14 protein-coding genes are annotated in these 12,699 nt (G+C 74.7%); 4 read left to right on the forward strand and 10 right to left on the reverse strand.

The window, feature by feature from the left end; genetic code table 11:
• Positions 1-61: 61 nt before the first annotated feature.
• Both F9B16_RS30175 and F9B16_RS30180 read right to left on the reverse strand, forming a co-directional pair.
• Complete coding sequence (locus F9B16_RS30175) at positions 62-964, reverse strand: ABC transporter permease (protein ID WP_151543604.1); 903 nt, start codon at positions 962-964, stop codon at positions 62-64.
• A 1-nt stretch (position 965) separates the two neighbouring features.
• A complete protein-coding gene (locus F9B16_RS30180; protein WP_151543605.1) occupies positions 966-1,949 on the reverse strand; it encodes an ATP-binding cassette domain-containing protein in 984 nt (327 codons plus the stop codon).
• A 118-nt stretch (positions 1,950-2,067) separates the two neighbouring features.
• On the opposite strand from F9B16_RS30180, the gene F9B16_RS30185 reads away from it, so the two are divergent.
• Positions 2,068-2,634, forward strand: coding sequence for a MarR family winged helix-turn-helix transcriptional regulator (locus tag F9B16_RS30185; RefSeq protein ID WP_225992065.1), 567 nt, complete (start codon positions 2,068-2,070; stop codon positions 2,632-2,634).
• Positions 2,635-2,656: 22 nt separating this feature from the next.
• On the opposite strand, the gene F9B16_RS30190 is transcribed toward F9B16_RS30185, so the two are convergent.
• The 4 genes from F9B16_RS30190 to F9B16_RS30205 form a co-directional block, all read right to left on the reverse strand.
• Complete coding sequence (locus F9B16_RS30190) at positions 2,657-3,421, reverse strand: sirohydrochlorin chelatase (RefSeq protein ID WP_225992066.1); 765 nt, start codon at positions 3,419-3,421, stop codon at positions 2,657-2,659.
• On the reverse strand, positions 3,414-4,604 hold the full coding sequence (locus F9B16_RS30195) for a uroporphyrinogen-III synthase (protein ID WP_151543606.1): 1,191 nt from the start codon (positions 4,602-4,604) through the stop codon (positions 3,414-3,416). The genes F9B16_RS30190 and F9B16_RS30195 overlap by 8 nt, the downstream gene beginning before the upstream one ends.
• A complete protein-coding gene (nirD, locus tag F9B16_RS30200) occupies positions 4,588-4,980 on the reverse strand; it encodes a nitrite reductase small subunit NirD (RefSeq protein ID WP_151543607.1) in 393 nt (130 codons plus the stop codon). The genes F9B16_RS30195 and nirD overlap by 17 nt, the downstream gene beginning before the upstream one ends.
• Before the next feature lie 198 nt (positions 4,981-5,178).
• A complete protein-coding gene (locus F9B16_RS30205) occupies positions 5,179-7,287 on the reverse strand; it encodes a molybdopterin oxidoreductase family protein (protein WP_151543608.1) in 2,109 nt (702 codons plus the stop codon).
• A gap of 311 nt (positions 7,288-7,598) precedes the next feature.
• Between F9B16_RS30205 and F9B16_RS30210 the strand changes: the two genes are divergently transcribed.
• On the forward strand, positions 7,599-8,102 hold the full coding sequence (locus F9B16_RS30210) for an NUDIX domain-containing protein (protein WP_151543609.1): 504 nt from the start codon (positions 7,599-7,601) through the stop codon (positions 8,100-8,102).
• Between the two features lie 103 nt (positions 8,103-8,205).
• Here the strand turns inward: F9B16_RS30210 and F9B16_RS30215 are convergent, their stop codons facing one another.
• Positions 8,206-8,454 carry a hypothetical protein gene (locus F9B16_RS30215; RefSeq protein WP_151543610.1) on the reverse strand — a complete coding sequence of 83 codons (249 nt, stop codon included), beginning with the start codon at positions 8,452-8,454 and terminating at the stop codon, positions 8,206-8,208.
• Positions 8,455-8,653: 199 nt separating this feature from the next.
• On the opposite strand from F9B16_RS30215, the gene F9B16_RS30220 reads away from it, so the two are divergent.
• Entirely contained in the window at positions 8,654-10,027 is a 1,374-nt protein-coding gene (locus tag F9B16_RS30220) for a nitrate/nitrite transporter (RefSeq protein ID WP_151543611.1), read from the forward strand.
• Here F9B16_RS30220 and F9B16_RS30225 read toward each other — a convergent pair.
• Together F9B16_RS30225 and F9B16_RS51320 are read right to left on the reverse strand one after the other, a co-directional pair.
• On the reverse strand, positions 9,975-10,703 hold the full coding sequence (locus tag F9B16_RS30225; protein ID WP_151543612.1) for a maleylpyruvate isomerase N-terminal domain-containing protein: 729 nt from the start codon (positions 10,701-10,703) through the stop codon (positions 9,975-9,977). The two genes, F9B16_RS30220 and F9B16_RS30225, sit on opposite strands and share 53 nt — an antisense overlap.
• Positions 10,704-10,936: 233 nt before the next feature.
• Positions 10,937-11,353, reverse strand: a complete 417-nt coding sequence (locus tag F9B16_RS51320; RefSeq protein ID WP_192809069.1) for a plectin — start codon at positions 11,351-11,353, stop codon at positions 10,937-10,939.
• Between the two features lie 193 nt (positions 11,354-11,546).
• Between F9B16_RS51320 and F9B16_RS30240 the strand changes: the two genes are divergently transcribed.
• Positions 11,547-12,119, forward strand: a complete 573-nt coding sequence (locus tag F9B16_RS30240; protein WP_151543615.1) for a TetR/AcrR family transcriptional regulator — start codon at positions 11,547-11,549, stop codon at positions 12,117-12,119.
• Between the two features lie 16 nt (positions 12,120-12,135).
• Here F9B16_RS30240 and F9B16_RS30245 read toward each other — a convergent pair.
• Positions 12,136-12,699 (reverse strand): LutC/YkgG family protein (locus F9B16_RS30245; protein WP_151543616.1); only part of this gene is annotated, 564 nt, incomplete at its 5' end.

Genomic DNA, 12,699 nt, shown 5'->3' on the forward strand with positions numbered 1-12,699 from the left:
AGTATGGTGCATCACGCACGGTGACGGCGGGGTTTCCGGGGGTGTTTCGGACGGCGTCCCGTCAGTCGGTGTGGCGGAACTCGACGATCGCGACGCCCATCAGCCCGACGCCCATCCCCACCACGATGAGGATCTCCAGCCAGACCGGGACGACCCACCCGTTCCAGGTCACGCCGGGGTCGAAGGTGCGCCGCAGCGCCGGCGTCAGGTCCAGATGGGAGAAGACCGCCTGGCGCAGCGGGTCGACGGCGTAGGTCAGCGGGTTGAACCGGGTCAGCACGGTCAGCCACGCGGGCAGGCCGTTCAGCGGGTACAGCGCGCCGGACAGGAACATCATCGGCATCATCGCCATCTGCATGAGGCCGAAGAACGACTGCATCTGCTTGATCCGCGCGGCCATCATCACGCCGAACCCGGTCAGCGCGAACGCGCCGAGGAACATCAGCCCCAGCAGCTCCAGGATCAGCACGGGGTCGTAGGGCACCCCGGCGAGCCCGGCCAGCGCGACGATCACCGCGCCCTGCAGCGTCGCGACCAGCGCGCCGCCGATGCACTTGCCGATCACGATCGAGCTGCGGCTGACCGGCGCGACGAGCATCTCGCGCAGGAACCCGAACTCGCGGTCCCACACGATCGACCCGGCGGAGAACATCGCGGTGAACATCACCGACATCGCGCACACGCCCGGGAAGATGAACGTCTTCAGGTCGATGTCGCCGTGCGCGCCGCCGCTCGCCATCAGGTTCGACAGGCCGGTGCCCATCACCAGCAGCCACAGCACCGGCTGCACCAGCCCCGACACCATCCGCAGCTTGTCGCGCCAGAACCGGATCAGCTCCCGGTGCAGGACGATCTTCACCGCGCGCACGTCCTGCCGCAGCCCCGGCTCCGGCACCCGGACCCGCACCACGTCCGCGGCCGGCGCCGCCGCCCCGGGCGTGTCCGCCCGCGTCGAGCTCGTCATCTCATCTCCTCGCCGCACGCATCATGACGCGCATCCTGTCGGTGGAGCCGGCCTCGGCGTCGCGGATCGTCGAGCCGGTGAACGACATGAAGACGTCGTCCAGCGACGGCCGGGACACGCTCACCGACCGGATCGGGACGCCGAGCTCGGCGAACAGCCGCGGCACGAACGCCTCGCCGGAGGCCACCGAGAACGCGACGGCGCCCTCCGACATGCCGGCCTCCAGGTCGAACCGCTCCCGGAGGGCGGTGATCGCGGCCTCGTCGTCGGCGGTCTGGATCCGGACCCGGTCCTTGCCGACGCCCGCCTTGAGCGCCTCGGGGGTGTCCAGCGCGACGATCCGCCCCGAGTCCATGATCGCGATGCGGTCGCAGAACTCGGCCTCGTCCATGTAGTGGGTGGTCATGAAGATGGTGATCTCTTCGGCGTCCTTGAGCTGCCGGATGTAGTCCCAGATCGACGCGCGGGTCTGCGGGTCCAGGCCGACGGTCGGCTCGTCCAGGAACAGCACCCGCGGCGAGTGCAGCAGGCCGCGGGCGATCTCCAGCCGGCGCTTCATGCCGCCGGAGTAGGTCTGCACGAGGTCGGCGCGCCGGTCCCAGAGCCCGACCATCTCCAGCACCTGCCGGATCCGCTCGCCGGTCACGTTCCGCGGCACCCCGTACAGCTCGGCGTGGAAGCGCAGGTTCTGCTCGCCGGACAGGTAGCCGTCGAGCGTCGGGTCCTGGAAGACCAGGCCGATGTTGCGGCGGACGCTGTCGCGCTCGGCCACGACGTCGAAGCCGGCGACCCGCGCGGTGCCGGCGGTCGGCTTGAGCAGCGTGCAGAGCATGTTGATCGTGGTGGACTTGCCGGCGCCGTTCGGGCCGAGGAAACCGAAGATCTCCCCGGGGGCCACGGTGAAGCCGATTCCCCGGACGGCCTCCACCTCGCCGAACTTCCTGATCAGGCCGTCGACCTCGACGGCGGGTCCCCCGCCGGGCATGGGGCCTCCCCTCCGATGGAGAAATGCGCCCATATTTTGGGCTTTCCAACGGTAGGAGTAGCCTATCTCTCACGTCAAGAGAGATAGGACGTTCCAAGCGATCTCCGAGGAGCGGGACGTGAAGGACCAGGACGACCCGATGTTCGACTCGCCCACCTACCTGATGTACGAGATGGTGCGCCTCGTCCGGCGCACCGGGACGCGGATGTTCCCCGGCCAGCCGCGGATGCCGCACCTGCTCGTCCTGTGGTGCGTGGCGCGGTCCGGGCCGCTGTCGCAGCGCGACGTCGCCGAGCGGCTGCGCATGGACGCCGGCGACCTGGTCGGGATCGTGGACGCGCTGGAGGAGGCCGGCCACGTCCGGCGCCGCCGCGACCCCGCGGACCGGCGGCGCTACGCGCTGGAGGCCACCGACGGCGGCCTCGGCTTCCTCGAGGAGGGCCTCCGGGCCCGCCGCCGCCTCAACGAGGTCCTGTTCGAACCGCTGTCACCCGACGAGCGGCGGTTGTTCCGGGGGATGCTGCTGCGGGTCCTCGCCCACCACGACGACCGGTTCGCCGACCTCGCGCCCGGCGGGGACTCCCCCGCGGACGGCGCCGCCTACCAGGGGACGGCGCCGCGCGAACGGGTCGCCACCCCGCAGGTCGAGGCGGAGGCCCGGCTGCGGCAGCAAGCGCGCCAGTAGGCGCGTCAGTGGACCGGGCGCGTCAGCAGACCCGGACGGGCTCGCCCGTCCGCGACCGCGCCTCATCATAGCGGCGCAGGACCAGCCGGGCGGCCGCGTCGTGCGCCCCGATCGGCGCGGACACCGCGTCCGCGCCGCACGCCCGCATCCGGTCCAGGAACCGGCCGGGCGCCAGCAGGTACGACGCCACGACCACGCGCTCGGCACCGCACCGCCGCCGCTCCGCGACCACCTCGTCCAGGGACGGGCCGCCGGCCGCGACGAACCCGTACGGGACGGGCCGCCGCAGCCGCCGTGCGAGCAGCCGCGCCGCCGCGCGCACGTCTTCGGCGCCGGCCGGGTCGGCGGAGCCCGCCGCGCCGAGGACCACGGTGTCCCGCGGGCGCGGCGGACCCCCGTCTCCGCGCCGGACGGACGGCATCGCGCCGAGTCGTCCGGCCAGCGCGTCGGCGAGCAGCGCGTCCGGGCCCAGGGGACGCGCCGTCACCGCGCCGGGCAGCAGCCGCCCGGCGCGCTCGGGGATGTCGATCAGGGCGTGGTAGCCGCGGCCCAGCAGCAGCGGCACGGCGACCACGGGCCCGTCCAGCGCGGCGGCGGCCTCCTCCAGCGACGGGGAGACCAGCTCCCCGTACGCCTCCGCCACGCGAAGCGAGGGCCGCAGCGCCCGCACCCGGGCCAGCAGCTCCCGCACGACGACGGGCCCGGCCGGGTCGCGGGTGCCGTGCGCGACGGCCAGCAGCGCCGGCGGCCGGACGGGCAGCCGGGACGTGGCGGGCCGGTCAGCCACCGGCGCCCGCCGCGAGCCGGTCGACCAGCCGCGGGTCGCACGCCAGCCGGTAGCCGCGCTTGACGACCGTCTCGACGATCCCGGGGCGGCCGAGCCCCCGCCGGAGCCGCGCCACCGCCATCTCCACCGCGTGCTCGTCGGCCTGCGGCCGCGCGTCCCGCGACCACGGCGAGCCGCCGACGACCAGCCGGCTCGGCAGCACCCCGCACAGCTCCGCGCGCGACACCACGTGCCCGGGCCGCCGCGCCAGCGCCCGCAGGATCGCCATCGGCGCGGGCGCGATGGGCCGCAGCTGCCCGTCCAGCACCACGGCGTGGCCGCGCAGTTCCAGCGACGACCCGCGCACCGACAGCAGCCGCGCGCGGCGCCGCGGCAGGTCCGACGCCAGCGCCCGCACGAGCGCCCCGAGCCTGGCCCGTTCCGGCTGGACGGCCGGCACCCCGCGCTCGGTCAGCGGCAGCGCCGTCACCGGGCCCACGCACGCCGCCACCACATGGGTGCGCAGGGCCTCCAGCAGCGCCTCCTCCAGGTCGTCCTCGGCGGCGACCGCGAGCGTCGCGGTGACCGCGGGCGCGCTGGTGAAGGTGATCGCGTCCACCGTGCCCGCGACGGCCTGCCCGACGAGCCGCCGCAGCGGCGTGACGTCCTCGGCGCGCGCCCACCGGTACACCGGGATCTCGATCACCTCGGCGCCCGCCGCGCGCAGCGCGTCGGTCAGCTCCGGCTGGCGCTCCCCGTAGAGCTGGACCGCCACCCGGGCGCCCGCCAGGTCCTTCTCCAGCAGGTGCGCGATCACCTCCGCGCAGCCCTCCGACTCCGGCGACCAGCGCTCCTGCAGCCCGGCGGAGCGGATCGCGCCGCGCGCCTTCGGGCCGCGCGCCACGATGTCGGCGGCGCCGAGCGCCCCGATGAGGGCGTCGCGCAGCCCCCACCCGTCCGCCGTCTCCAGCCACGCCCGGAACCCGATCCCGGTCGTGACGACGGCGTGGTCCAGCGGCCGGTCCAGGCACGCCCGCGTCGCCTCCAGCAGCTCGGCGTCGTCGGCGAGCGGGACCAGGCGGATCGCGGGGGCGAGCACCACCCGCGCGCCGCGCCGCTCCAGCAGCGTCGCGAGCTCCTCGTGGCGGCGGGCCGCGGTCACCCCGACGGCGAACCCGGCCAGCGGCTCACTGTCGGCGGTCATCGGTGAGCGCCACCTCCACGCGGTCGCCGTCCGCGCGGCGGACCGGGAACACCGGCACCGCCACCCGCGGGTCGTCCAGGCAGACCCCGGTGCGCAGGTCGAACACCTGCTTGTACATGGGCGAGGCGACCGTCGGGACGCCGTCGCGGGTGCCGAGGATGCCCCGCGACAGGACGTACGCGCCGCTGAACGGGTCGAGGTTCGACAGCGCGTACAGCGTTCCGTCGAAGGCGCGGAACACCGCGACCTGCGTGCCGTCCAGCATCGCGCAGGCGCCCCGCTCGGGGATCAGGTCGGCGTAGGAGCAGATGTCGAACCAGCGGGCCGCGGCTTCGGCGGGACGCCTCGTGATCGTCGCTTCGGATGTGATGCTCATCGGACGGCAACCTCCAGGCGAGTCGCGTGCGGGAACATGGCGGGCGCAGTGCCGGATGCCACCGGCCCGGCGCCTTGACGTTGTAAGGTTCGCGCGGTGGCCGGTCGGGCCGGTCCGTCCCCGATGTTCATGAACCGAGTCTCCGCAGAGGCCGTTTCACGGTTGGGTCTCCTTTGTCACCGCCGTGTTAAAAGGCGCTCACGCCGAAATCCGGACGGCGCACACCTTGAACTCCGGCATCCGCGAGACGGGGTCCAGGGCCGTGCCGGTGAGCAGGTTCGCGCGCCCCTCCCCCGCCCAGTGGAACGGCATGAAGACCGTGTCGCGGCGGATCGCGTCCGTCACGCGCGCGGCGGCGGTCGCGGTGCCCCGGCGGCTCTCCACCTTCACGTCCTGGCCGTCCTCGACGCCGAGCCGCTCGGCGAGGTCGGGATGCAGCTCCACGAACGGCCCCGGCGCCGCGTCCGCCAGCGCCCGGACCCGGCGGGTCTGCGCGCCCGACTGGTACTGCGCCAGGACGCGGCCGGTCGTCAGGTACAGCGGGTACTCGGCGTCGACGTCCTCGGCGGCGCCGTGGTGCTCGACCGCGACGAACCGGGCCCGCCCGTCCGGCGTGGGGAAGCGGTCCAGGTAGGGGCGCGGCGTGCCGGGGTGGTCCTCGGACGGGCAGGGCCAGAACACCCCGCCCTCGGCCTCGATCCGCTCGTAGGTGATGCCGGAGTAGTCGGCGACGCCGCCGGCGCTCGCGCGGCGCAGCTCGCCGAACACCCGCTCGGGGTCGGTGCTCCACTCCCCCGGCGCGCCGAGCCGCCCGGCCAGCGCCGCGATGATCTCTAGGTCGGTGCGGACGCCGTCCGGCGCGGAGACCGCCCGGCGGCGGCGCAGCACCCGGCCCTCCAGGTTCGTCATCGTGCCGGACTCCTCCGCCCACTGCGCGGTCGGCAGCACCACGTCGGCGAGCCGGGCGGTCTCCGACGGCACGAAGTCGGCGACGACCAGCAGGTCGAGGGCGCCGAGCCGCTCCTCGACGGACGCGGCGCGCGGCGCCGACACGACCGGGTTCGATCCGAACAGCAGCATCGCCTTGGGGCCGTCCGGCGTGCCGAGCGCCGACAGGAGCTCGTACGCCGACCGGCCCGGGCCCGGCAGCGCGTCCGGATCGACGCCCCACACGGCCGCGACGTGCGCGCGCGCCGCCGGGTCGTCGATCTTCCGGTAGCCGGGCAGCTGGTCGGCCTTCTGCCCGTGCTCGCGGCCGCCCTGCCCGTTGCCCTGCCCGGTCAGGCAGCCGTAACCGGAGCCGGGACGGCCCGGCAGCCCGAGCGCCAGCGCCAGGTTGATGAACCCGGAGACCATGTCGGTGCCGCGCGCGTGCTGCTCGGAGCCGCGCGCCGTCAGCACGTGGGCGCGGTCCGCGCCCGCCAGCAGCCGGACGGCCTCGCGCATCTTCGGGAGCGGGACGCCGGTGATGCGCTCCACCCGGTCCGGCCAGTACGCGTTTGCGACCGTCCGGACGGCGTCGAACCCGCTCGTCCGCGCCGCGATGTACTCCTCGTCGGCGAGGCCCTCGGCCAGCGCCAGGTGCAGCAGGCCGTTGGCGAGCGCGATGTCGGTGCCGGCCGCGGGCTGCAGGTGCAGGTCCGCCTGCCGGGCCGTCGCTGTGCGGCGCGGGTCCACGACGATGAGCGCTCCGCCGCCGTCGCGCATGTCGGCCAGGTGCCGCATGAACGGCGGCATCGTCTCGGCCGGGTTCCCGCCCGCGAGCAGAACGGCGCCGGACGCGGCCAGGTCGGTGACCGGGCCGGGCAGCCCCCGGTCCATCCCGAACGCCCGGCCGGACGCCGCGGCCGCCGACGACATGCAGAACCGCCCGTTGTAGTCGATCTGCGAGGTGCGCAGCGCGACCCGTGCGAACTTGCCGAGCTGGTAGGCCTTCTCGTTGGTCAGCCCGCCGCCGCCGAACACCGCGACGGCGTCCGGGCCGTGCTCCGCGGCCAGCCGCCCGATGCCGGAGACGATCCGGTCGAGCGCCTCGTCCCAGGTACACGGCTCCAGCGGCGCGTCGCGGGTGCGGCGCATCAGCGGAGTGGTCAGCCGGTCCGGGACGCTGAGCAGCTCCGCTGCGGTCCAGCCCTTCTGGCAGAGCCCCCCGCGGTTCGCGGGCACGTCGTCGCGCGGCGCCACCCGCACCGGCGCGCCGCCCGCGGACGCACTCGTCGCGGACATGCCGCCCGCAGGCGCGCCGCCGTCGAGGGTCATCCCGCATTGCAGGGCGCAGTACGGGCAGTGCGTAGGAGTCCCGGTCATGCCGGAAGGCTCCGGCGGCGCCGTTTCGCCGCCGCGTCCCGCGTGTGACCCGCGCGTTAAATGCGCTTCACGCCGTGCATCCGGCAAGGTCAGCCGCCGCCCGCCGCCACCGGCGGCCCTCTCGCCGGCGGCCGGCGGCAAGGGTTGACGATCGCGTGTCAAGCGTTGTCGGCGATTGTCAGGGTCCATTCGTCACCCTCCGGCCGGTTGCCGAACCGGATTCGCGGCGGCCCGGCGATCTCGCGGAGGATGCGGTGCCGGGCCCGCCGCGGCGAGGATCACACGACGGTCGTCCGGCCTAATCTCGGTACATGCCCGACCTTGCTTACTACGCCTCGCTGCCGCGCTCCCGCGGCGCCGCGGCGGCCCTGCTCCTGGACGACCTCGGGCGGGTCCTGCTGGTCAAGCCCACCTACAGCGAGGGCTGGTTCCTGCCGGGCGGGGTCATCGAGACCGACGAGTCCCCGCTCGCCGCGTGCGTGCGCGAATGCCGCGAGGAGCTCGGCCTCGTCCCCCGCCTGGACGGCCTCGTCTGCGTCGACTGGGGCTCCCCGCGCGACGACGGCGTCGACTCGGTCAACGTGTTCGTCTTCGGCGGTGCCATCAGCGACGCCGAGCTCGCCGCGATCCGGCTGCCGCCCGACGAGCTGTCCGACCACGTCCTGGTCGCGCCGGAGAAGATCCCCGAGCTGTCGCCCGCGCACGTCTCGCGCCGGATGGAGCCCAGCCTGCGCGCGCTCGCCGACGGCCGCCCCGTCTACCTCGAGGACGGCCGCGAGCCCGCCTTCGGCGCCGCGGGCCGCCCCGCGGGCTGAGCACCAGGGGCTGAGCACCGGGACTGAGCACCGGGGCGGAGCAGCGGGACCCGGATCCGGCCGGGCCGCCGCCCGGCCCGGCCCGCAAGCCCCCGCGCCGTGCCTACACCGGCGCGGCGTCCTGGATGAGCCGCGCGCGCTCCGGCTCGGAGGCGCGCGCGCAGTGGGCGCAGCAGTAGAACCGCCCGCCCACCTCGACGCCGTGCCCGACGATCCGGCACTTGCAGTGCTCGCAGATCGGCGCCATCCGGGTGATCGCGCACTCGAACGAGTCGAAGGTGTGCACGTCCCCCTGCGCGTGCACCTCGAACGCCATCGCGTAGTCGTTCCCGCAGACCTCGCAGGTCGCCATCGGTCCTGTCTCCCTCCCCCGCCGCGCCGCGATCATGGTCTACCCCGGCGGGGCGGCGGCCACGCACGCCCGGCCCGTCTCACACCCAGCGCGCACACGCTGTGCAGTGGAGTTATCACCGCCGCATTGCGGGCCACACAAGCACGAAACGGCCGGCTCCTAGCGTCCTGCCTCGTCAGCGACCACAAGGAGACACCCGATGACCGTCACGACCGAAGCGGCGCCGAGGACGCGCCGCCCCTCGCTGAAGGGCCGCTGGATCGAGGACTGGCGGCCCGAGGACCCGGAGTTCTGGGCCGCGTCCGGGGCCCGCACCGCCCGCCGCAACCTCGCGTTCTCGATCTTCTCCGAGCACATCGGGTTCTCGGTCTGGACGCTGTGGTCGGTGCTCGTGCTGTTCCTCGGCCCCGCCTACGGCATCGACCCGGCCGGCAAGTTCATGCTCACCACCGTCCCCGCGGCCATCGGGTCGGTGCTGCGGATCCCGTACACCTTCGCCGTCGCCCGGCTCGGCGGACGCAACTGGACCATCGTCAGCGCCTCGCTGCTGCTGGTCCCCGCGGTGCTCGCCGCGTTCCTCATCAAGCCCGGCGTCTCGTACTCCACCCTGCTGATCCTGGCGGCGGTCGCGGGCGTCGGCGGCGGCAACTTCGCCTCCTCGATGGCCAACATCAACGCCTTCTACCCGCAGCGCCTCAAGGGCTGGGCGCTCGGCATCAACGCCGGCGGCGGCAACATCGGCGTCGCCGTCGTCCAGCTCGTCGGCCTCGCGGTCCTCGCCACCGCCGGCAAGGGCCACCCCGGCGTCGTCGCCGGCATCTACATCCCGCTCATCGTGCTCGCCGCGCTCGGCGCGGCCCTGTACATGGACAACCTGTCCCAGGTCCGCAACGAGAAGCGGGCGATGCGCGACGTCTGCAAGGACGGCCACACCTGGATCATGTCGCTGCTCTACATCGGCACGTTCGGGTCGTTCATCGGCTTCGGGTTCGCCTTCGGGCAGGTGCTGCAGGTCCAGTTCAAGGCCGACTTCGACACCCCGATCAAGGCCGCGTACCTGACCTTCCTCGGCCCCCTGCTCGGCTCGCTGATCCGGCCCGTCGGCGGCTGGCTCGCCGACCGGACCGGCGGCGCGAAGGTCACCTTCTGGAACTTCGTCGCCATGGCGGTCTCGGCCGGGCTCGTCCTCACCGCCTCGCGCGAGAAGTCGCTCGCCCTGTTCGTCACCGGCTTCATCCTGCTGTTCGTGTTCAGCGGGCTCGGCAACGGCTCCACCTACAAGATGATCCCGGCGATCTTCCGGGCGAAGGCGCAGCTCGGCGTCGCCAACGGCGGCGACCCGGTGGCCGCCGAGCACGAGGCCCGGCGGCTCTCCGGAGCGCTCATCGGCGTCGCCGGCGCGATCGGCGCGTTCGGCGGCGTGCTGGTCAACATCGCCTTCCGGCAGTCGTTCCTGGACTCCGGGACCGGAGACGGCGCGTACATCGCGTTCATCGCCTACTACGCCGTCTGCTGCCTGCTCACCTGGGCGGTCTACCTGCGGACCCACCCGAGGAAGCCGGCGGGCGTCTGACGCCCTGCCGCGCGCCGCGCTGCCGCCCGCCCCGCGACCGGCCGGGCCCCTCACCGGGGTCCGGCCAGTTCGGCGCGCGGCCCGAGGACCGCAGCACCGACTCCCACGCGTCCCCCGACGCCAGCGGCAGGTGCGGGACGCCCCAGTGCCACGCCGACACCAGCACGTCCGGGTCGCGCGGCCGGTAGTCGACGCCGATCGCGCGCGCCATGTCCCACGCGTGCAGGTGCCACTCCACGCACGCCGCGCCCGCGTGGTCGCCGACGGTGTACTTGGTGCCCCGGTAGATCAGGTGGGTGCGGTCCCACATGTCCGGCATCAGGTCGAAGTACGCCCCCGCCGACACCGAGAACGCCATGATCCGCTCCCGGCCGGGCTCCGGCGGCAGCACCGCCAGCTCCGCCGCGTTCTGCCGCGCCTGCTGGCGGATCAGCACCGCCGTCGCGGCGTCCTGCGCGAACAGCTTCGCCAGCCGGCTGTCCGGCGCGTCCTGCAGGTACTCCAGGAAGTTCTCCGCCACGCACCGCAGGTGCCCGGCCAGGTCGATCAGCTGCCAGTCGGCGCACGGCGTCGGCACGTCCCAGTCCTCGACCGCCGACGCCAGCTCACGGATCGCCCGCGTACCGTCCTGGTAGGACTCGAGTACGCGGCACCGATCCGGCGGCGTGCGCTCCACGTGACTTCCCCCCGCGTCCAGGGCACCAGCGCCCTCTCCGCCGGAGCGTCCCGCGCCCGCCGCGCGCGGCGGCGGGCGGCGCGGACCGCCCCCGGCGTTCCCCGAGAGGGCAGACTCTCAGAGTTCGGTGGCCGGTGCCACTCGGTGGTGCTGTGTCGTCCCACGCGGTCCCACGTGGGACGGACCGCCGCCACGGCCCCCCGGCTCGGGCGGCGGCGCGCCTGCGCGGCCGCTCAGACGGCCGCGGCGGGACGCGTCCGGAAGCTCAGCCGGTGCGCCTCCCGCGCGGTGCGCAGCCGGTCGACCTCGTCGGTCCACGGCCGCACGGACGGGCGCGCCTTGGCCTTGCGGCGCGCGATCTCCGCGGCGCGCCGCGCCGTGGCGTCCTGCTCATCCGACACGTAGGTCCTGGGGCCCATCGCCACCCGCTCGGCCGCCTCCGCCGCGGCGAGCACGTCGGTCATGGCCTGGTCGAAGGCAATGGTCAGCTCGTGCAGCTCCGGCCCGGGCACGTCCGCGCCCTGGGCGTCCCGCAGCGCGCGCTCGGCCTCGCGCGCGGCGGCGAGGCGCGCGTCGTAGTCGGCGGCCAGCCGCTCGTCGGCCTCGTACTGCTCCGCGACGTCCTTGCCCACCTTGCGGATCAGCGGCATGGCGATACTCCCTCAAGCTCACGATCTTCATCGTCCGATCGAGGCCCAGCGTACGCGCGCCGTCCACCGGGTGTGACGCCGGACACCGAACTCGGCGCCTTTACACAGTAAGGTCCGGGAAGGCGCCGCCGCCCCCGGCACGGCGCGCGCCGGATCCCCGATCGTGTCGGCGGGCCGCCGTACGCTTGCCCCCATGGTCAGGCAGCCCAGCATCAACGCCCAGAACCGCGCGCCGCTGTCGATCGAGCGGATCACCGAGGCGGCCCTGCAGATCGTCGACGGCCAGGGACTCGGCCGCCTCACCATGCGCCGCCTCGGCGACGCCCTCGAGGTCGAGGCGATGGCGATCTACCACCACCTCCCGCGCGGCAAGGAGCAGCTGCTCGACGGCCTCGTCGCGCACGTCGCCGCCGCCCCCGCCGACACCGGGGCCGCGGACGCCGCGTCCTGGCGGGGCGTGCTGCGCGCCTGGGCCGGCGACTACCGGTCCCGGCTCCTCGCCCACGCGGGCGTGCTCCCGCTCGTCGTCACCCGCCGCAACCCGGCCGCGCTCGCCGCGACCGTCGCGTCCCTGCGGGAGGTGATGCGGCAGGGCGGCGTGCGCGAGGAGTCCGCCGCCGTCGCCGCGCACACGCTGCTCGGCTACGTGATCGGGCACGCCGCCCTGGAGGTGCGCGGGACGGCGGAGGACGGCGCCGACCGCGCCGTCGACTGGGACGCCCGCTTCACCGCCGGCCTCGACCTCGTCCTCGCCGGCGCCGGATAGCGGGCGGCGCGGCGGGTCAGTCCTCGACGACCAGGACCTCGAGGTGGCGGGGGCCGTGCATGCCCTCCGCGCCCGCCATGTCCGCGCCGTACGCGGCCGACGGGCCGCTGATCCACGTCAGCGGGCGGGCCGGGTCGAGCCGCTCGACCGCCTCCGGGACCGTGCCCACGATCTGCTCGGCCTGCACGACGCACAGATGGTAGGCGGGCAGCAGGGTGAGGACGCGGCGGCCCTGCGTCGGGCCGCCGTCCAGCACGACGGTCCCGGTCTCGGCGATCGCGACGGCGCACCCGGTGACGACGCCGTCCGCGGCGGCGAGGGCGTCCACGTCGATCGCCGGCCGGTCCGCCATCGCGCGCACCCCGTCCAGCTCCGCGAGCCAGCCGAACGGCAGGTCCGCCGGGACGACGATCTGCTTGGCCTCGCGCCCCCACAGCGCCGCGGCGACCGCGGTGGCCAGCTCGTCCGCGCCGACGTGCCGCACCGCCGCCCGGTTCTCCGCGACCCGCTCGCCGAACAGCGCCGGCACGTCCGCCCCGGCCGCCGCGTCCACGGCGGGCAGCCGGCGGGCGTACCGGCG

The organism is Actinomadura montaniterrae, from assembly GCF_008923365.1.
In the GTDB taxonomy this organism is placed as follows: Bacteria; Actinomycetota; Actinomycetes; order Streptosporangiales; family Streptosporangiaceae; genus Spirillospora; species Spirillospora montaniterrae.